18 protein-coding genes and 1 riboswitch are annotated in these 17,690 nt (G+C 69.2%); of the genes, 9 read left to right on the top strand and 9 right to left on the bottom strand.

Going from position 1 to position 17,690, the window contains the following annotated elements; genetic code table 11:
• Positions 1-30 precede the first annotated feature (30 nt).
• Positions 31-1,326: a DNA polymerase IV gene (gene dinB / locus C5C17_RS09625; RefSeq protein WP_104253161.1), complete on the top strand. Its 1,296-nt coding sequence runs from the start codon at positions 31-33 to the stop codon at positions 1,324-1,326.
• A gap of 8 nt (positions 1,327-1,334) precedes the next feature.
• Here the strand turns inward: dinB and C5C17_RS09620 are convergent, their stop codons facing one another.
• The 5 genes from C5C17_RS09620 to glgX all read right to left on the bottom strand — a co-directional run bounded on the left by C5C17_RS09620 (position 1,335) and on the right by glgX (position 8,839).
• Entirely contained in the window at positions 1,335-1,622 is a 288-nt protein-coding gene (locus tag C5C17_RS09620; RefSeq protein WP_104253160.1) for a DUF2277 domain-containing protein, read from the bottom strand.
• Between the two features lie 72 nt (positions 1,623-1,694).
• The gene (locus C5C17_RS09615) at positions 1,695-2,285 is read right to left on the bottom strand and encodes a dihydrofolate reductase family protein (protein ID WP_104253159.1); all 591 of its coding nucleotides are present in this window, start codon (positions 2,283-2,285) and stop codon (positions 1,695-1,697) included.
• Between the two features lie 150 nt (positions 2,286-2,435).
• On the bottom strand, positions 2,436-4,232 hold the full coding sequence (treZ, locus tag C5C17_RS09610; protein ID WP_104253158.1) for a malto-oligosyltrehalose trehalohydrolase: 1,797 nt from the start codon (positions 4,230-4,232) through the stop codon (positions 2,436-2,438).
• Positions 4,233-4,275: 43 nt separating this feature from the next.
• Positions 4,276-6,612, bottom strand: coding sequence for a malto-oligosyltrehalose synthase (gene treY, locus C5C17_RS09605; protein ID WP_308471310.1), 2,337 nt, complete (start codon positions 6,610-6,612; stop codon positions 4,276-4,278).
• Between the two features lie 31 nt (positions 6,613-6,643).
• Positions 6,644-8,839: a glycogen debranching protein GlgX gene (gene glgX, locus C5C17_RS09600; protein WP_104253157.1), complete on the bottom strand. Its 2,196-nt coding sequence runs from the start codon at positions 8,837-8,839 to the stop codon at positions 6,644-6,646.
• Positions 8,840-8,988: 149 nt separating this feature from the next.
• Here glgX and C5C17_RS09595 point away from each other — a divergent pair, with 149 nt between their 5' ends.
• From C5C17_RS09595 to C5C17_RS09575, 5 genes are all read left to right on the top strand, one after another.
• The gene (locus C5C17_RS09595; protein WP_104253225.1) at positions 8,989-9,321 is read left to right on the top strand and encodes a spore germination protein GerW family protein; all 333 of its coding nucleotides are present in this window, start codon (positions 8,989-8,991) and stop codon (positions 9,319-9,321) included.
• Between the two features lie 24 nt (positions 9,322-9,345).
• Positions 9,346-9,455, top strand: a riboswitch (TPP riboswitch).
• A 51-nt stretch (positions 9,456-9,506) separates the two neighbouring features.
• The gene (locus C5C17_RS09590) at positions 9,507-10,160 is read left to right on the top strand and encodes an ECF transporter S component (protein WP_104253156.1); all 654 of its coding nucleotides are present in this window, start codon (positions 9,507-9,509) and stop codon (positions 10,158-10,160) included.
• A 5-nt stretch (positions 10,161-10,165) separates the two neighbouring features.
• Entirely contained in the window at positions 10,166-11,692 is a 1,527-nt protein-coding gene (locus C5C17_RS09585; protein WP_104253155.1) for an ABC transporter ATP-binding protein, read from the top strand.
• Entirely contained in the window at positions 11,689-12,543 is an 855-nt protein-coding gene (locus tag C5C17_RS09580) for an energy-coupling factor transporter transmembrane protein EcfT (RefSeq protein ID WP_104253154.1), read from the top strand. Before C5C17_RS09585 ends, C5C17_RS09580 begins: the two co-directional genes overlap by 4 nt.
• Entirely contained in the window at positions 12,540-13,091 is a 552-nt protein-coding gene (locus tag C5C17_RS09575) for an ATP-binding protein (RefSeq protein ID WP_258066127.1), read from the top strand. Before C5C17_RS09580 ends, C5C17_RS09575 begins: the two co-directional genes overlap by 4 nt.
• 23 nt (positions 13,092-13,114) lie before the next feature.
• On the opposite strand, the gene C5C17_RS09570 is transcribed toward C5C17_RS09575, so the two are convergent.
• The gene (locus C5C17_RS09570) at positions 13,115-13,726 is read right to left on the bottom strand and encodes a hypothetical protein (RefSeq protein WP_104253153.1); all 612 of its coding nucleotides are present in this window, start codon (positions 13,724-13,726) and stop codon (positions 13,115-13,117) included.
• Between the two features lie 85 nt (positions 13,727-13,811).
• On the opposite strand from C5C17_RS09570, the gene C5C17_RS09565 reads away from it, so the two are divergent.
• Positions 13,812-14,231 carry a hypothetical protein gene (locus C5C17_RS09565; protein WP_146079125.1) on the top strand — a complete coding sequence of 140 codons (420 nt, stop codon included), beginning with the start codon at positions 13,812-13,814 and terminating at the stop codon, positions 14,229-14,231.
• Between the two features lie 24 nt (positions 14,232-14,255).
• Here the strand turns inward: C5C17_RS09565 and C5C17_RS09560 are convergent, their stop codons facing one another.
• The gene (locus C5C17_RS09560) at positions 14,256-14,603 is read right to left on the bottom strand and encodes a metallopeptidase family protein (protein ID WP_104253151.1); all 348 of its coding nucleotides are present in this window, start codon (positions 14,601-14,603) and stop codon (positions 14,256-14,258) included.
• A 45-nt stretch (positions 14,604-14,648) separates the two neighbouring features.
• Positions 14,649-15,089, bottom strand: coding sequence for a cytidine deaminase (locus C5C17_RS09555; RefSeq protein ID WP_104253150.1), 441 nt, complete (start codon positions 15,087-15,089; stop codon positions 14,649-14,651).
• 224 nt (positions 15,090-15,313) lie between these two features.
• On the opposite strand from C5C17_RS09555, the gene C5C17_RS09550 reads away from it, so the two are divergent.
• On the top strand, positions 15,314-15,919 hold the full coding sequence (locus C5C17_RS09550; RefSeq protein ID WP_258066126.1) for a class I SAM-dependent methyltransferase: 606 nt from the start codon (positions 15,314-15,316) through the stop codon (positions 15,917-15,919).
• Positions 15,920-15,975: 56 nt separating this feature from the next.
• Positions 15,976-16,581 (top strand): phosphoribosylanthranilate isomerase, encoded by a 606-nt coding sequence (locus C5C17_RS09545; RefSeq protein WP_104253149.1) that lies wholly within the window; start codon positions 15,976-15,978, stop codon positions 16,579-16,581.
• Positions 16,582-16,719: 138 nt separating this feature from the next.
• Here the strand turns inward: C5C17_RS09545 and C5C17_RS09540 are convergent, their stop codons facing one another.
• Positions 16,720-17,646 (bottom strand): LysR family transcriptional regulator, encoded by a 927-nt coding sequence (locus C5C17_RS09540; protein ID WP_104253148.1) that lies wholly within the window; start codon positions 17,644-17,646, stop codon positions 16,720-16,722.
• Positions 17,647-17,690 lie beyond the last annotated feature (44 nt).

Here is a 17,690-nt window from a genome sequence, read left to right as displayed (position 1 = left end):
GATGTCGGTGGGACATCGCACAATGGAGGCATGACCAGGAAAGACATGGGTGTGCGGCAGACGGGTGCGGCGTCCGACCGCGATGCGTCTGCGAGCATCCTCCATGTCGACATGGACGCCTTCTTCGTCGCAGTCGAGCTGCTCGAGCGGCCGGACCTCGTCGGCAAGCCGGTGATCGTCGGTGGCACGAGAGAGCGCGGCGTCGTCTCCAGTGCGAGCTACGAGGCCAGAGCGCGAGGCGTGCGAAGCGCCATGCCGATGCACCAGGCAATCGCACGGTGCCCCGAGGCTGTTGTGCTGCCGGGCAACATGAACAAGTACCGCGAGGCGTCGCAGCAGGTCATGGAGATCTTCCGGGAGTTCACGCCCCTCGTCGAGCCGCTGTCGATCGACGAGGCGTTCCTCGACGTGTCCGGGGCGAGTCTGCTGTTCGGCTCGCCCGGTGAGATCGCAGCGCGACTGCGGGAACGGGTCAAGGCGCAGACGGGGCTCACCTGCTCCGTCGGCGCCGCGTCCACGAAGTTCGTCGCGAAGCTCGCCTCCGGCAAGTGCAAGCCGAACGGCATGCTCGTGATCCCGCACGAGGAGACCATTCCGTTCCTGCATCATCTTCCCGTCGGGGCGCTGTGGGGCGTCGGCGAGAAGAGCGAGGCGAAGCTGCGCGGTATCGGCATCCACACGGTCTTCGACCTGGCCCACACGCCGGTGCCGGTGCTCGAGCGGGCAGTCGGCAAGGCGGGGGCGGCGAAGCTCAGCGCCCTCGCGTGGGGCAGGGACGAGCGCGGCGTCGAGGAGGCGCACCGCGAGAAGTCGATCAGTCACGAGCAGACGTTCTTCGAGGATGTGGCCGACTTCGTCTTCCTCGAGCGGGAGGTGCGGGCGCAGGCGGATGCGGTGGCAACCCGTCTTCGGCGCGCGGGCCTCCAGGCACGGCAGGTCGGTATCAAGCTGCGCTGGTCCGACTTCTCCACGATCACGCGCTCGCACACGCTCGCGGAGCCGAGCGACGTCGGGCATTCGCTGTACCTCGAGGCGCGCGAGATGCTGCGCGCGGCCCTCGTGCCGCCGCGGCCCGTGCGCCTCATCGGCGTGCGCGCCGAGCGCCTCGTGGAGGCGGGGACCTCGGGGCAGCTGTCGCTCTTCGGCGCTGAGGAGGACGACGACTGGGAGGCGGCGGAACGAGCCGTCGACCAGGCGGTGGCCCGCTTCGGGAAGTTCGCGCTGCGCCCGGCCTCGCTGCTCGGTCGGGGTGAGCGAAGCGACGGCACCGTCGGCCTCAGCGAGCGGGCGAACCGCAAGCAGGACGAGGCCCAGGACCAGCACTGAGGGTGCGTCTAGGAGGCAGTCTTCGCTTCCGCGCGCGCGGCGATGCGCGCCTGCACCTCGGGGCGGCGCAGCGGCGGCACTGTCTTCGGCGGCTGACGTCGCTCGGGGAGGTCGTCGAGGAGGTGCTCGGTGATGTGCGCGATCTCGCGTACCGCCTTCTCGAAGGCCTCGCGGGTTCGGTCGGTCGGATGCGTGATTCCGGAGACCTTGCGCACGTACTGGCGCGCGGCGGCCTCGATCTCGGTGTCGTTCGCGGCCGGTTCGAGCCCGCGCAGCTCGGTGATGTTTCTGCACATGCCGGTCAGGGTACGCCGACGGTCTGCACGCGACAAGCGAATCCGGCTTCGCCTGGTCGCCGCAGACGAGACCTAGCTCGCTGGGCGGCGCACTCGGTAGCGGAGGTGCAGCACCCTGGTGCCCGGCAGCACGACGTCGGGGTCCTCAAGCAGGTGCTGGGCGTCGGTCTCCCCGAAGAAGCGCTTGCCTGCGCCGAAGACCACGGGGACCACATCCATCCGCACCTCGTCGACAAGGCCGGCGGCGAGCGCCTGCCCGCCCACGTCGCCGGCGGCCACCTCGACGGTACGGTCAACCGCGAGCTCCTTGGCTCTGGCGACGGCGGCCTCGACACCCTCGACGAAATGGAACGGCAGTTCCGTGTTCCACCCCTCTGGCGGTGGCCGGTGGGACACGACGACCACGTGGTCGATGCCGCTCGGTGGGGTCCCATCCCAGCCGTCCGTCAAGTCGAAGACGTGTCGGCCGGCGAGCGTCACGCCGATCTCGTCCCAGTACGGGCGGGTGTAGTCGTAGGACGCCTGCGAGACCTTGAGGACGCCGCTGTCGTCGAGCGCGACGTCTCCGCTGGTCAGCCAGTCGAAGAGGTGACCGGGGTCGTCGTTGTCGTCGGCGATGAAGCCGTCGACCGAGACCGAGCTGTACATGACGACCTTGCCCATGGGACCGCTCCTTCGCGTCGGGAGCACCATGCTAGCCAGCGAAGCGTGAGAAACCCACGCCCGCGTGTCCAACTTCAGTGCGATATGCGTCGCTTCGAGCCGTTCTGGGTCTGTAACGCCGAGATCTGCACTGAAGTTGGACAGGCGGGGTCAGGCGCGGCTGATGCGGAGGACGGCGGCGCTCTGCGCTGGCAGGCGCAACGGCACGGCGGATGCGCCGACTGGCGCGCCGGTGACCGTTCCGGTGGTCTCACCGAGCGCCGCCTGCTCGTCGGTCGAGAACAGCACCTCAGTGGCGCGCTCGACGCGCAGCTCGCGCTCCTGCGAGGAGAAGTTCACCGCAATTGCGAGGCTGCCGCGCGTGATGACCAGCGTGCCGTGCTCCTCGGAGACATCGACGCGGCTCGCGTCGAGCCACGGCAGGGTGATGTCGGCCTCGCGGCGGCGCAGCGCGATGAGCTCACGGTAGATCTCGAGGAGGCGCGCGTGCTCGGGCTTCTCGAGCTCGGTCCAGTCGAGCTTCGATCGAGTGAACGTCTCCACGTCCTGCGGATTCGGGACCACGGCCGCGTCCCACCCCATGCGCGCGAACTCGCCGATGCGGCCTTCCGTCGTCGCCTTCGCCAGTTCGGGCTCCGGGTGGGAGGAGAAGAACTGGAACGGCGTCGTCGCACCCCATTCCTCGCCCATGAAGAGCATTGGAGTGAAGGGCGAGGTGAGCTCGAGCGTCGCGGCGATGGCGAGCTGGCCGGGGGAGAGCGTCGCCGTGATCCGGTCGCCGATGGCGCGGTTGCCGATCTGGTCGTGGTTCTGCGACGAGACGACGAGCCGCCAGGTGCGGGTCTGCGCGGGCAGCGCTCGCCCGTGGTGACGGCCCCGGAACGTGGAGACAGTGCCGTCGTGGAAGAAGCCGTTCGTGAGTACCTTCGCGAGTGCGTCGAGGCCTACGAAGTCGGCGTAGTAGCCGCTTGTCTCGCCCGTGAGGTTGACGTGCACGGCGTGGTGGAAGTCGTCGGACCACTGCGCGTCGAGCCCGTACCCACCGGCCTCATCGGAGGTGATGAGGCGGGGATTGTTGAGGTCGGACTCGGCGATCAGCGTGAGCGGACGGCCCACATGCGCCTCGAGCTCGTCGACGTCGCGTGCCAGCTCCTCGAGGATGTGCACGGCACGGTCGTCGATGAGGGCGTGCACGGCGTCCAGTCGCAGGCCGTCGACGTGGAAGTCTCGCAGCCACATGGCGACGTTGTCGCGGATGTAGGCGCGCACCTCGTCGGAGTTCTCCCCGTCCAGGTTGACGGTGTCGCCCCACGCCGTGGCGTGGTGGTCGGAGAGGTACGGTCCGAACTTGCCGAGGTAGTTGCCGGACGGGCCGAGGTGGTTGTAGACGACGTCCTGGATGACGCCGATGCCGCGCTCGTGGCAGGCCTCGACGAAGCGCTGGTAGGCCGAAGGGCCGCCGTAGCCTTCGTGTACCGCGAACCAGTCGACGCCGTCGTAGCCCCAGCCGTGGGTGCCGCTGAACGCGTTGACTGGCATGACCTCGACGAAGTCGACGCCGAGCGACTGGAGGTGGTCGAGGCGCTCGATGGCGGAGTCGAGGGTGCCCTCTGGCGTGAAGGTGCCGACGTGCAGCTCGATGATGACCGAGCCGGCGAGCGTTCGGCCGGTCCAGTCGCCGTCCGTCCACGGCTGCCTGGCCGGGTCGAACGTGCGGGAGAGGCCGTGCGCGCCATCGGGCTGCCAGCGCGAGCGGGGGTCGGGAATCGGAGTCGTGGCGCCGTCGACGAGGTACCCGTAGTCGTGCGTCTCCTCGTCGAGCTCGAGCGCGGCATCCGGCACCCACCAGTCGCCGTCGGTGCGGCGCATGGGCAGCTCGGACCCGTCGAGGTGCAAGGTCAGCGTCTCGGCGTGTGGTGCCCAGACGTCGAAGCGGGAATCGCGCACGGTGAACTCCTTGGTGACAGGCGAGGGTGGATTCGGGTGCTGGTCAGGACTTGGCGAGGAGGGCCACGGGGTACTGCTGCAGGATCGCCGCGAGTGGCACGTCCTTGCCGCCCGTGTAGACGGCGGCGGTGAGCTGGTCGATCCACTCGCCTTCGGGGAGGGGGATGGTGGTGCCGATCCAGCCGCCGCCCTGCTCGAGCCCGATGGGCAGGCGCGTTCCGATGGTGATCGCGCCGCCTCGCGAGAAGGCGAGGGCGTGCTCGGCGGCCGGGCCGTTGGCCGTGATGCCCTCGTACTCGGTGAAGAGCTCGGGGCGGCTGCGACGCAGGCGAAGGCAGGCTGCCGTGACGAGCAGCTTGGCGGCGCCGGAGTCGTCGATCTCGGGGACGGCGCCGTGGAGGATCGCGTCGAGCGCCGCGGTGCGCGACGAGTAGTCGACGCTCTGCCGGTTGTCGGGGTCGACGAGTGTGCGGGTCCACAGCTCGGTGCCCTGGTAGACGTCGGGGACGCCCGGCATCGTGAGCTGCACGACCTTGGCGGTGAGCGAGTTGGACCAGCCGGCCGCCTGCGTCTCGGCGACGACGTTCTGCACGATGTTCGACGCGACGGGATTGTCGAAGACCGCGTCGACAGCCGAGCTCAGCTGCTCCTCGAAGGTCTCGTTCGGGTTGGTCCAGCTCGTGTGCAGGTCGGCCTCGCGGGCAGCCTTCTCGAGGTAGGCGTTGAGGCGCTCGCGGGACGCCGGCCAGGCTCCGATGATCGCCTGCCAGGTCAACTGGGCGAAGGCGTTGTCATCGATGGGGGCTACGTTCTGCAGCTCGGCGACGCTCTCGGCCCAGAACTCCGCGACCTCGCTGAGCGCCGTGATGCGGGCTCTCGTGTCCTCGCCGCGCTTCGTGTCGTGGGTCGACAGCGTGGTCATGGCGTCCGGCCAGTCGCGGGCGCGGGCGGTCTGCAGCTCGTGGAACCGCTCGGGCGTGATCGAGAAGACGTTGGGGTCGCCGCCGACCTCGTTGAGCGAGGTGAGGCGCGCGTACCGGTAGAACGAGCGGTCCTCGACGGCCTTCGCCATGATCATGCCGGTCGTCTGCTGCAGCCGCAGCGCGGCTTCAGCTTCAGGGGCTTCGAGGAACGGCAGGATGCGTGCGATCGACGCGGCGAGGTCGGGTCGCTGCTCCTTCGCCGCATCTGCCGCGTCGGCGAGGTGGTTGGAGCCGGTGGGCAGGTAGCTCCGGTACACGCTGAAGTGCGCGGCGATCTCGGCGACCGAGTCCTCGATGAGATCGTCCTCGAGGCCCGTCGACCGCAGTTCGCGCGCGATCCGGCGGATCTCGGCGTTGAGCGAGACGTCCGCGACGGCGCGCTTCGCCTCGTGGATCAGCTGTTCCCAGTCGACGGGGGTGCCGTCGACTCCGGCGAGCTCGTCGAGGAACTCCTCGGAGTCCGCATCCACGAGCACCCGGTCGATCTGGCCGAGCGCGTCGTAGCCGGTGGTGCCGGCCGTGCGCCAGTCTGCGGGCAGCGACTCGTCGCCTTCCAGGATCTTCTCGACGAGCACGTACGCGCCGCGCGTCCGATCGGCGAGGTGTCGAAGGTAGCCGCCGGGGTCGCGCAGCCCGTCCGGGTGGTCGATGCGGAGGCCGTCGACGAGGCGGTGCCGCATCCAGTCGAGGATCTCGGCGTGCGCCTCCTCGAAGACCTCGTCGTCCTCGACGCGGATGCCCGCGAGCGAGGTGATGGTGAAGAAGCGACGGTAGTTGAGGCGGCTGTCACCCTGGCGCCAGTGGATGAGCTGGTAGTGCTGGTTGTCGAGCACCTCGCGAACCGACGCGCCTTCGGGCGCAGAGCCCTCGGCGAGTGGGTACTCGGTCGAGTGGTACCGCAGCACGCCTGCCTCGCGGTCGACGGTGACGTTGGCGATCGCGTCGCCGCGCTCGCGCGGCATGTCGTCATCGCCGACGGTTGGGATGAGCAGCTTGCCGTCACCGGCCTCCCAGTCGATGTCGAACGACTCGGCGTGGGCCGCATCCCGGCCGTGGGCGAGCACGTCCCACCACCACGGGTTGTCTCGCGGCGTGTCGACCCCCATGTGGTTCGGGACGATGTCGACGAGCACACCGAGGCCCAGCTCGCGCGCCTTCGCGGAGAAGCGCTCGAGCGCTTCCCGCCCGCCCCGCTCGTCGTCCACCTTCGAGGGGTCGACGACGTCGTAGCCGTGGGTGCTGCCGGGCGCGGCCTGCAGGATGGGGGAGAGGTACACCCACCCGACGCCGAGCCGCTCCAGGTAGGGGAGCTGCTCGGCGGCCACGTCGAGGTCGAACTCCGACGTCAGCTGGAAGCGGTAGGTGCTGGATGGGATGCGCATCATGGTCTCCGTCACGGCGGGTGCTACTGAGAGGGGGCGGGCGGCGTCAGCTGCCGAGCGGTGGCCGCGTGATGATCGGGATGGGCGTCGTCATCGCGGCGACCGAGGCGGCGACGGAGTGGTCCGGCTTCTCCTTGAGCTCAGCCTCTCGTAGCACGACCAGCGAGCGCGGTTCGAGGGGGATGGTCGCGCCCGGCTCGATGCCCTCGAGGTCGGTGTGCATGCCGGACGTGTCGATGACGATGTCCCAGTGCGAGGTGATCTCGACGCTCGGGATCGTCGCCTCGACGACGGTCTCGCTGGCGTTGAAGTAGACCATGAAGCTCACATCGGTGATCTCCTCGCCGCGCTCGTCGCGGCCGGCGATGGCGTTGCCGTTCAGGAACATGCCCATCGACTTCACGAACTCGGCGTTCCAGTCTTCGGAGGCCATCTGCGTGCCGTCGGTGGAGAGCCACACGATGTCGGGCAGTGCCGAGCCCTCGGCGCGCTTCTCGACGCGGCCGTTGAAGAACCGGCGGCGTCGGAACGTGGGGTGGTCGGCGCGCAGCTGGGCGACGGCCCGCGTGAACTCGACGAGGGGCTCGTCTGCGTTCTCCCAGTGCACCCAGCTGAGCTCGCTGTCCTGTGCGTACGTGTTGTTGTTGCCGAGCTGGGTGCGGCCCAGCTCGTCACCGTGGAGGAGCATCGGGACACCCTGGCTGAGCAGCATCGTCGCGATGATGTTGCGCTGTTGGCGCGCGCGCATGGCGTTGATCTCGGGGTCGTCCGTCGGGCCTTCGACGCCGAGGTTGTACGAGCGGTTGTGGCTCTCGCCGTCGTTCCCGTCCTCGCCGTTGGCGTCGTTGTGCTTCTCGTTGTAGGAGACGAGGTCGCGCAGTGTGAAGCCGTCGTGCGCCGTGACGAAGTTGATGGATGCGAACGGGCGCCGTCCGGAGTGCTCGTAGAGGTCCGCGGAGCCCGTGATGCGGCTCGCGAACTCACCGAGCGTGGAGGGCTCGCCGCGCCAGAAGTCGCGCACGGTGTCGCGGTACTTGCCGTTCCACTCCGTCCACTGCGGCGGGAAGTTGCCGACCTGGTAGCCACCGGGGCCGACGTCCCACGGCTCGGCGATGAGCTTCACCTGCGAGACCACCGGGTCCTGCTGCACGAGGTCGAAGAAGGTGGAGAGCTTGTCCACGTCGTGGAGTTCGCGGGCGAGGGTGGAGGCGAGGTCGAAGCGGAAGCCGTCGACGTGCATCTCGGTGACCCAGTAGCGCAGCGAGTCCATGATGAGCTGCAGCGAGTGCGGGTGGCGCATGTTGAGCGAGTTGCCGGTGCCCGTGTAGTCCGTGTAGTACCGCTTGTCGTCTTCTTCGAGGCGGTAGTAGGCGGCGTTGTCGATGCCGCGGAAGCTGAGCGTCGGGCCGAGGTGGTTGCCCTCTGCCGTGTGGTTGTAGACCACGTCGAGGATGACCTCGATGCCGTTGGCGTGCAGGGTGCGCACCATGGACTTGAATTCCTGCACCTGCTGCCCTGCCGTCCCCTGGGAGGCGTAGTCGGCGTGCGGGGCGAGGAACGAGATGGTGTTGTAGCCCCAGTAGTTGCGGAGGCCCTTCTCGATGAGGGTGCTGTCCTGCACGAACTGGTGCACGGGCATCAGCTCGATGGCGGTGACGCCGAGCCGCTTGAGGTGCTCGACGATCGCGGGGTGCGCGATGCCGGCGTATGTGCCCCGGATCTCCTCGGGCACATCCGGGTGCAGCTGGGTGAGGCCCTTCACGTGGGCTTCGTAGATGAGGGACTCGTTGTAGGGGATGCCCGGCTTCCGGTCGCCAGCCCAGTCGAAGTAGGGGTTGATGACGACGCCCTTCATCATGTGGGGCGCGGAGTCGAGGTCGTTGAACGAGTCGGGGTCACCGAAGTTGTAGCTGAACAGCGACTGGTCCCAGTCGATGTCTCCGGTCGTGGCCTTCGCGTAGGGGTCGAGGAGGAGCTTCGCGGGGTTGCAGCGGCTGCCGCTCGCGGGGTCGTAGTCGCCGTGCATGCGGTAGCCGTACTGCTGGCCCGGCTGGACGTGGGGCAGGTAGGCGTGCCAGACGTGCGCGTCCCGCTCGTGGAGCCTCACTCGCTCCTCGTTGCCGTCGTCGTCGAAGAGGCAGAGCTCGACCTTGTGGGCGGCTTCGCTGAAGATCGCGAAGTTCGTGCCACTTCCGTCGAACGTCGCTCCGAGGGGGTAGGCATTTCCGGGCCACGTTTTCATGCACGCTCCTATTGCTTCATCTTGCTTCGCCGAAGAACATCGCGTGTGGATGCAGGCACTAAAGCTACCAAAGGGTGGGAGCGCTCTCGCCCGCCAGCACACAGGAGTTCTCCTGGTTGGCAGGCATGTCGACGACCTACGCTGGCCGCATGACGAACCTCACGCAGAACCTCACCGATTCCGTCAAGAAGCTCGGCGTCACGCTCGCCTACGGCGAGAAGGTGGAGCTTGGCAAGGCCACCATCCTTCCCGTCGCCCTCGTCTCGTACGGCTACGGCGGCGGCGAGAGCAACGAGGAGGGACAGGAGAACTCGTCCGGCGGTGGCGGTGGCGGCATGGCGGTCCCCGTCGGCGCGTACGTCGATGACGAGTTCGGCACGAGCTTCCGCCCGAACATCATCACGCTGCTCGTCGTCTCGATTCCACTGGTGTGGACGGTCGGGCACGCGCTTCCGCGTCTCATCAAGGCGCTCAAGAAGTAGCTCGGGGCGCGGTTCGGCCTATACTCGAGGTGTTCACGGGAGTCCGGTAGTCCGGGCTGAGAGGAAGGCACAAGCCTTCGACCGTCAAACCTGATCTGGGTAATGCCAGCGCAGGGAGGCACATCTCCGAGCAGAGCCACCCCAGGTTCTGCGCCCGTGCACTTTCACTCGAAAGGGCACACCGCATGACAACTTCTTCAACTCCATCTCGAACCTCCTCGACGCAGGGGCCGGCTCAGGCGAGGTCGCCGAAGAGCCGCTTCCGCTGGCGGGTCATCGACATCGTCACGGCGGCCGTTCTCGGCGTCGCGACGGGGCTCATCTTCATCGTCTGGAACAGCGTGGGCTACGCGTGGTTCACGGTCATGGATGCGTTCACGCCGGGTGTCGGCGGTATCGCCGTCGGTATCTGGCTGCTCGGCGGAGTGCTGGGCGGGCTGATCATTCGCAAGCCCGGCGCTGCGCTCTTCGTCGAGGTGCTCGCGGCGAGCGTCTCGATGCTGCTCGGCAGCCAGTGGTCGATCGAGACCGTGTACTCGGGTATCGCGCAGGGTCTCGGCGCCGAGCTCATCTTCCTGCTGTTCTTCTACAAGCGCTTCGGCCTCGGCGTCGCGATGCTGGCAGGGGCTGGGGCTGCGGTCGCGGCGTGGACGCTCGAACTCTTTCTCAGCGCGAACATCGAGAAGGGTCCGGAGTTCCTCACCATCTACCTCGTCTCGATCGTCCTCTCGGGTGCCGTGCTCGCTGGCGTCGTCGGTTGGCTCCTGACGCGCGCGCTCGCGGCGACCGGTGCACTGAACCGCTTCGGTGCGGGTAGAAGCTCGAAGCGAATCGGCTAGCGCTCGTGGGCGCGAGAGTCGAGGCGAGGGGGTGGGGCTGGCGCCACGCCGACCGGGCGAAGCTGGCCGTCGCCGAGCTCGACCTGACGATCGAGCCCGGCGAGGCTGTGCTGCTGCTTGGGCCGTCGGGGGCTGGCAAGTCCACGCTCCTGGCCGCCCTGGCGGGGGTGCTCGGCGATCACGAGGATGACGGGCAGGAGCTCGGCTCACTGCTTGTCGATGGCAAGCACCCGAGCGATGCACGCGGCACGGTCGGTCTTGTCCTGCAGGACCCGCAGGCGAACACGGTGCTCGCCCGTATCGGCGACGACGTCGCGTTCGGCTGCGAGAACCTCGGCGTCCCACGGGCGGAGACGTGGGCGCGGGTGCGCGAGGCGCTCGATGCCGTCGGGCTGCGGATGCCCCTCGATCGGTCGACGGCTCAGCTGTCCGGCGGCGAGCGTCAGCGGCTCGCGATCGCGGGGGTCCTCGCCATGCGCCCCGACCTCATCCTGCTGGACGAGCCGACCGCGAACCTCGACCCGGCCGGCGTGGACGAGGTGCGCGAGGCGGTGGTCCGCGCCGCGGAGGCGTCCGGCGCGACGCTCATCGTCATCGAGCACCGGGTGGACGTGTGGCGCTCGAGCGTCGACCGGGTCGTCGTGCTCGGGGGCGAGCAGCATCTCCTCGCCGACGGTACCCCTGACCTGGTCCTCGAGCAGCACCGCGAGTCGCTGCTCGCCGCCGGCGTGTGGATCGGCGGCCACGAACCGCACGTGCCGCGTGCCCTTCTCTCGCCTGGGGAGGAGCTGCTGATCGCCGACGGGCTCGGCTTCGGTCGGGCTGACCATGCCCTGCACACGCAGTTGTCGGCGACCCTGCGCGCGGGGGAGTCGACGGTTGTGCTGGGCCCCAATGGGGCGGGGAAGACGACGCTCGCGCTCACGCTCGCCGGACTGCTCACGCCCGTGGAGGGCGAGGTGCGAGCGACGCAGGCGCTCCGGGATGCGGGCGATGACGCGGGTGCGCGCCGCGGCGGCTGGGGGCTCGGCCGCTTCCGTACGGCTCCTCCGGCGGGCCCGCATCCGTCCGCCTGGCGTTCACGGCAGCTCCTGACGCGCATCGGCACCGTCTTCCAGCAGCCCGAGCACCAGTTCGTCGCGGGGACCGTGCGCCGCGAGCTGGAAGTCGGCCCGGATGCGGCGGGCCGAGGCAAGCGCGAGACGAGCCAGCGCGTCGACGAGCTCCTCGCCGCGCTGCGCCTCACCCACCTCGCGGAAGCGCACCCCTTCACGCTCTCCGGCGGCGAGCAGCGCCGCCTCTCGGTCGCGACGGTGCTCGCGACGGCGCCTCGGATCCTCATCTTCGACGAGCCCACCTTCGGGCAGGACCGCAGGACGTGGACGGAACTCGTCGCCATCATGGCTCGCCTCGTCGCCGAAGGGCACGCGCTGGTCTCCGTGACCCACGACGAACAGCTCGTGCGCGTGCTCGGCGACCAGTGCATCCGCATCGGCGCGCACGACCGCAAGGACGCGAAGGTGCCTGCATGAGCGGCGGCATCGCCCCGGCGGGCGCTCAGCCGGCGAGGTCGGTGCCGGTTGACAGCGACGGCGTGCCGCTCGAGGTGCTGCCCGTCGGCGGCAGGTTCCTCGACCGCGTCAACCCCGTCACGCCATTCCTCGCCGCCGTGCTGTACTCGATTCCGCTGCTCACGACGCTGGACATCGTCTCGGCGCTGGTCGCCCTCGTGCTCGCGATGATCGCCTTCGGGGTCGCCGGCGTGCGACCCGTGGAGATCCTGCGCTCGAGCTGGATCCTGCTCATCGCGGCGCCCGTCTCGGCCACGAGCATGCTGCTGTACGCGAAGCCGGGAGGCGAGAGCTACGGGCAGTTCCTGTACGCCAACATCACCGACAACTCCATCCAGCTCGCCATCGCCGTCGGCGTGCGCGTCCTCGCGATCGGCGTGCCGACCCTCGTCGCGTTGAGCCGCATCGACCCGACGCGGCTTGCCGACGGGCTCGCCCAGGTCGCGCACCTGCCAGCGAGGTTCGTCGTCTCAGCGCTCGCCGGAATTCGCCTGTTCGCGGTGTTCCGTGACGACTGGACGGCCATGAGCCAGGCCAGGCGCGCTCGCGGACTGGGCGACTCGGGGGCCGTCCGCCGGCTGATGACGATGGCCTTCGCCCTGCTCGCGCTCGCGATCAGGCGGGCGGGGACGCTCGCCACCGTCATGGAGGCGCGCGGTTTTGGGGCAGAAGACGTGGCACGCACCTGGGCGCGGCCATCGAGGCTCGGCTGGCGTGACCTCGTGCTGGTGCTCGCCGCCGTGGGCATTGCCGGGGTCGCCGTCGCGGTGGCAGTCGCGCTGGGCTCGTACCGGCTGGTGGGGAGCGCGTGAGGGCGGCAGCGCTGCTCGACCGGGTGCTCGCCGACGCGGGTGGCAGGCGGCCGGTGGTCCTCATCGACGGCGGTTCGGGCTCGGGGAAGACGACGCTCGCGGGTGAACTGCTCCACGAGTTCCGAGCGCGCGGATTCGGTGGCGCGCAGCTGGTGTCACTCGACGACGCCTACCCGGGCTGGGGAGGCCTCGCCGCCGCATCGCAGGCGGTGCACCGAAACATGCTGGGCAGCGCGCATCCCGGGTACGAGAGCTGGGATTGGGCGGCGGCTGAGCCCGGCCCGTGGCGGGATATCGACGCGACGTCGCCGCTCATCGTCGAGGGATGCGGGGCCCTGTCGCGCGAGAGTGCGCCGCTCGCGACCACCAGCGTCTGGATCGAGCTCGACGAGGCGCATCGGAAGCCGCGCGCGCTGTCCCGGCCCGGCGATATCGGCGTCTTCGAGGAGTTCTGGGAGATGTGGGGCGCGCAGGAGAGGGAGCACTGGCGACGCAATGCGCCGTTCCTGCTCGCCGACGTCGTCATCGAGGTCGCGCCCGACGCCTGAAGCCCCGTCGACGCGGAGCCGTTTCAGCCCGCGCTGCGGCCAGTCGCGTTCGTCTTGTTCTGCCGCCGCGCGCGCACGTAGCGCACCGTGAGAATCACGGCCAGGGCGAGCCCGACGACCGCCACGAGGAGCCACGCACTGCCGGTGATGAGGCCGTGGACGGCGTCGTCGTAGCTGATGCCGGTGCCCGGACCGGCATCAAGCGAGAGGTCGGTCCCGATGCCGTCGGCGGTCGCCCGGAACAGCATCCCGACCAGGGCCCCGATGCCCGTTGAGAACGGGATCGCGAGTCCCCAGCCCCACAGCACAGAGCTGAAGGTCGGGCCGGAGGCGGCGAGCGGGCGGCGTGCGGCCTGGATGCTCTGCACTCCGAGCAGGATCAGCACGACGAGACCGGCCCCAGCGGAGACGAACATCGCCCAGAAGGCGAACGCGGAGAGCAGGGTCTGACCGGCCGAGATGAGGGGCGGGACGGCAGCGCTCGCCTCTCCGGTGATGCTGGCAGCGGCGAGGGCCGAGAGCAGACCGGTCACGGACATCCAGATCGCGAAGACCGGGGCGGCCAGCAGCAGGGCGATGCCCCAGAGGAGGCGGCCGGCCCGCAGGGGCTCGCGTGCTGGTGCCGTTGGGTGCATCCAGGAAGCGTACCGGGGGAAGCGAATGGAAGTCGGGCAGCGGATGCGCCTGGCTTGCTCCGCTGGTGGCTGCTAGAAAGAACGCATGAGAGCCACTTCAGCGAGTCTGGCGGGGGCGGCGCTGCTCCTGGCGCTGACCGGCTGTTCGAGCGCGGCCCCGACGCCGACGCATCCCGATCTGTGGGTGGCAGCTGAATCGAGCGGCTTCAGCGGACTCGCCATCGTCGCCGGTGACCTGACGCGCAACGCGGACGGATGCTTCGGGTTGTCGATCTCCTTCGGACAGCCCGAGGCGCCGGAGTTCATCGCGACCCAGTTCCCGAAGGGCACCGAAGTGCTTGAGGACGAAGCTGGCGTGAGGCTGCCGAACGGGGCCGTCGTGCTGCTGGGTGAGTTCATCGACGGCGGCGGAAGCTACAGCTCGGGAGACTCTCCGGAGGGCTACGAGAACTTCCCCGCCAGCTGCCCAGCGGAGGACGTCGCCGTTCTCAGCCTCTACGAGTAGGTAGCGGTCCCTCGGTGCCTTGTCCTACGCCCAGCCGAGCTCGTGGAGCTGCGCGTCGTCGATGCCGTAGAAGTGCGCTATCTCGTGCACGAGCGTCGTGTGCACCTCGTCGCGCAGCGTCTCGTCGTCATCGCAGATCGACAGCAGCGGTTCGCGGAACAGCACGATGCGGTCCGGCAGCTCGCCGAAGCCGTACTGGCCTCGGTCGGTGAGCGCGAACCCCTCGTAGATGCCGAGGAGGTCGAGCGAGCCGTCCTCTGGCCGGTCCTCGACGACGAAGATCACGTTGTCGAGGCCGTCCACCATCTCATCGGGCAGTTCATCGAGCTCGTCGACGACCAGCGCCTCGAAGTCCTCGCGCGACATCTCCATCCGCCCATTGTGTCGCAGGGGCGCTGGGTGAGCGCCGACCTGCGGCTAGACCTGCTGTGCCGTGTGGTCGTAGGCGAGTGGCAGGAGCTCGCGGGCGATGACGCTGATCAACCCGCCCGGTGAGGGCAGGATGACGCGGATGTCGGGGTAGTGGTCGGCGAGCACCTGCCGATCGCGTCCGCAGGGGCTCATGACGCCTCGCCCGTGGTTCGCGACGGCGACGATGTGCGTGAGCTCGCGGGCACCTGATGCTCGGGCCGCGCCGAGAGCAACGAGTTCAGCGCACGGGCCGCCCGTGAAGTGGTGCAGGTTGACGCCGACGTGGATCGTCCCGTCCGCCGAGCGGACCGCTGCGCCCACGGTATGGATGCCGTCCTCGTTCGGACCAGCATCGGTGGCCGCATCGATCGTCGAACGTGCCGCTTCGACGACGGCCAGCTCGGCCTCGGAGACGGGCAGGCTAGACGCCGGAACGAAGGTGCTCATGACCGAAGCCTACGAGGGCAGGCGCGTCACGGGGCACGCGCACTCGGTAGCCTGGCCCCGTGAACGCCGCTACGGATGCACAGGTTCAGGCCTGGCGCGATGCGCACGCCAATGCGCAGATGACCGGCTGGAACTTTTCCTCATAGGACGGGCGCCTGACGGCCGATGATCCGCCCTGGGACTTCGACGCCGAATGCCGGGCCGCCATGCGGACGGCGACGAGCATGGCTGATCTCGGCACGGGCGGCGGGGAGCGACTCATCGAACTCATCCGCTCCATGCCCATCCACGCATCCTCGCTGCAGATCGCAGCGACGGAGGGCTGGGAGCCGAACGTCGCCGTCGCGCGAGAGAACCTCGCGCCGTTCGGCGTCGGCCTGCACGCGAACGACATCGAGTCTGGGGAGCCGCTGCCACTCGCCGACTCCTCTCTCGACCTGATCGTGGCCCGTCATGAGGAGTTCGATGCGAGCGAGGTCGCCAGGGTGCTGGTTCCCGGCGGCCGCTTCCTGACGCAGCAGGTCGATGGCCGGGACGCGCACGAGCTCCGAGCATGGTTCGGTGGCGAACCCCTGTACGAGCACGTGACGCTCGCCAATGCGGTCTCGGCCCTGCGCGCGGAGGGGCTTCGCGTCGGGGTCGCGGAAGAGTGGGCTGGGCGGATGACGTTCGCGGATGCGCTGTCGCTCGTCGAGTACCTGGCTCTGGTCCCCTGGGATGTCCCGGGGTTCAGCGTCGACAGCAACATCGAGCAGCTCCGACGGCTCGACGCGGCGCAGCCGATCACTGTGACGCAGCGTCGCTTCCGGCTCACCGCAGTTCGAGACTGACGTCTGGCTGCGTGGGCTGCCGCGGATTCGCGAACCCGAACGCCTAGGATTCTCGCGTGTACGTCAAAGTGTGTGGCCTGGATTCTGTCGAGTCGGCGGCGGTCGCCGTCGAGAGCGGCGCCGACGCGATCGGCGTCGTGATGAGCCGCACGAGCCCCAGGCGGCGCACCCCCGAGGAGGCGTCCGAGATCTTCGCATCGGTGCCCGCCAGTGTCGACCGCGTGCTCGTGGTCCACGACATGCCGTCCAAGGATGCCGCCGAGATCGCAGCCGCGGTCGGCGCGAACGTGCTCCAGCTCCACGGTTCCTACACGGGCGAGGAAGTACGCGCGGCCGACGCGATCTTCCCGCGCATCTGGAGGGCCACCTCCCTCGCCGACGACCCCGAGCTGCGCGTCGGTGCATTCGGCGAGGAGCTCCTGCTGCTGGATGCGCCGAAACCGGGTTCCGGCGAGCGATGGGACCTCTCGGAACTCGTCCGCCGTCGCCCAGACGGCCGCTGGCTGCTCGCGGGAGGCCTGCACCCGGGCAACGTCGCCGAGGCCATCGGCGAAGCGAGCCCATGGGGTGTCGACGTCTCGAGCGGCGTCGAGTCATCGCCGGGCGTCAAGGATCATGCGCGCATCCGAGACTTCGTCGCCGCCACGAAGCGCGCTGGCTGAGGCGTCGCAACCGGCTCCACGTCCCAGGTGCTGGGCCGAGGACGCGTCCCGGTCCAGCTCGCCTGACCAACTTGCGTGATGAAGGCGCCGCTGGGTGGCGCATCCGGCCCGCAGTCACCGTCTGAGCACTGAAGTTGGTCAGGAACGCGGTGACTCGGCCTCCGCGAACGTGGCCTCGAGGTCTTCCCCGGCCGAGGTCAGGTGGTCGAGCACGGTTCGTACCGCGAAGCGAGCGTGGCGGTCCGGGCGTGCCAAGGCGACGATGCTGCGCACGGAGCGGACACCATCGAGTGGTCGCAGCACGACGCCGGGGCGCGGCCGAGTCGTGAACCGGGGGAGGAGCGCGAGCCCCGAGCCCGCGGCGACGAGCGCCTCGACGAGGCGGTTGTCGCGCAGCCGCTGCACGCGTTCGAGGTTCGTGCTCGTCGCGTTCTCGACGGCGATCAGGATGCTGTCGAACGGGTAGCCGACGGGCACGCCCACCCAGGTCGTGCCGACGAGGTCGTGGGGCGCGAGTCGCTGCTGGGAGGCGAGCGGATGCGTCGATGGCAGTGCCACGTCGATCGGCTCACGGGCCAGGACACGCGTGTGCAGGTGTTCTGCTCCTCTCGGTACGTCGCCGGTGAGGCTGTGTCCGATCACGATGTCGGCGTCGAGGGTCCTGGCGGCGTACTCGGACTCGGCGAGGTCGAAGTCGTCGAGTTCGAGGTCGATGGCCGACCCTGCCGTTCGGCGCAGGAGGCCGGGGAAGAGGGCCTCGCTGGCACTGGGCAGTGCGCCGATCGACACCGTACCGCTCGGCTCGCCAAGACTCGCCTCGAGCCGTGCCTGCACCTCGGCGAGCGCTCGGCCGACCTCGTCCGCACCGTCGGCCAGGATCTGCCCGGCAGTCGTGAGCCGCAGGCCCCGGGAGAACGGTTCGACGAGGCGCGCGCCGAACTCCCGCTCGGCAGTCTTCAGCTGCTGCGAGAGGGCGGAAGGGGTGCGGTGCGTGGCCTCCGCGACCGCGGCGAGGGTGCGGCGCATCGACAGCTCCCTGAGTAGCTCGAGGTGCCTGAACTCCATGAAGGGAGCCTACAGGGACACGTCACGCATCAGCACTGGTGCTT

It is taken from the genome of Pseudoclavibacter sp. RFBA6 (assembly GCF_002931575.1).
GTDB classification, from domain to species: domain Bacteria; phylum Actinomycetota; class Actinomycetes; order Actinomycetales; family Microbacteriaceae; genus Pseudoclavibacter; species Pseudoclavibacter terrae.
The sequence above is the reverse complement of the archived record's forward strand: the minus strand, read 5'-3'. Positions and strand labels throughout refer to the sequence as shown.

Coding starts and splice junctions, on each gene's coding strand:
- dinB (WP_104253161.1), top strand. CDS start 31: ATGACCAGGAAAGACATGGGTGTGCGGCAGACGGGTGCGGCGTCCGAC.
- C5C17_RS09620 (WP_104253160.1), bottom strand. CDS start 1,622: ATGTGCAGAAACATCACCGAGCTGCGCGGGCTCGAACCGGCCGCGAAC.
- C5C17_RS09615 (WP_104253159.1), bottom strand. CDS start 2,285: ATGGGCAAGGTCGTCATGTACAGCTCGGTCTCGGTCGACGGCTTCATC.
- glgX (WP_104253157.1), bottom strand. CDS start 8,839: ATGAAAACGTGGCCCGGAAATGCCTACCCCCTCGGAGCGACGTTCGAC.
- C5C17_RS09595 (WP_104253225.1), top strand. CDS start 8,989: ATGACGAACCTCACGCAGAACCTCACCGATTCCGTCAAGAAGCTCGGC.
- C5C17_RS09590 (WP_104253156.1), top strand. CDS start 9,507: ATGACAACTTCTTCAACTCCATCTCGAACCTCCTCGACGCAGGGGCCG.
- C5C17_RS09580 (WP_104253154.1), top strand. CDS start 11,689: ATGAGCGGCGGCATCGCCCCGGCGGGCGCTCAGCCGGCGAGGTCGGTG.
- C5C17_RS09570 (WP_104253153.1), bottom strand. CDS start 13,726: ATGCACCCAACGGCACCAGCACGCGAGCCCCTGCGGGCCGGCCGCCTC.
- C5C17_RS09565 (WP_146079125.1), top strand. CDS start 13,812: ATGAGAGCCACTTCAGCGAGTCTGGCGGGGGCGGCGCTGCTCCTGGCG.
- C5C17_RS09560 (WP_104253151.1), bottom strand. CDS start 14,603: ATGGAGATGTCGCGCGAGGACTTCGAGGCGCTGGTCGTCGACGAGCTC.
- C5C17_RS09555 (WP_104253150.1), bottom strand. CDS start 15,089: ATGAGCACCTTCGTTCCGGCGTCTAGCCTGCCCGTCTCCGAGGCCGAG.
- C5C17_RS09550 (WP_258066126.1), top strand. CDS start 15,314: ATGGCTGATCTCGGCACGGGCGGCGGGGAGCGACTCATCGAACTCATC.
- C5C17_RS09540 (WP_104253148.1), bottom strand. CDS start 17,646: ATGGAGTTCAGGCACCTCGAGCTACTCAGGGAGCTGTCGATGCGCCGC.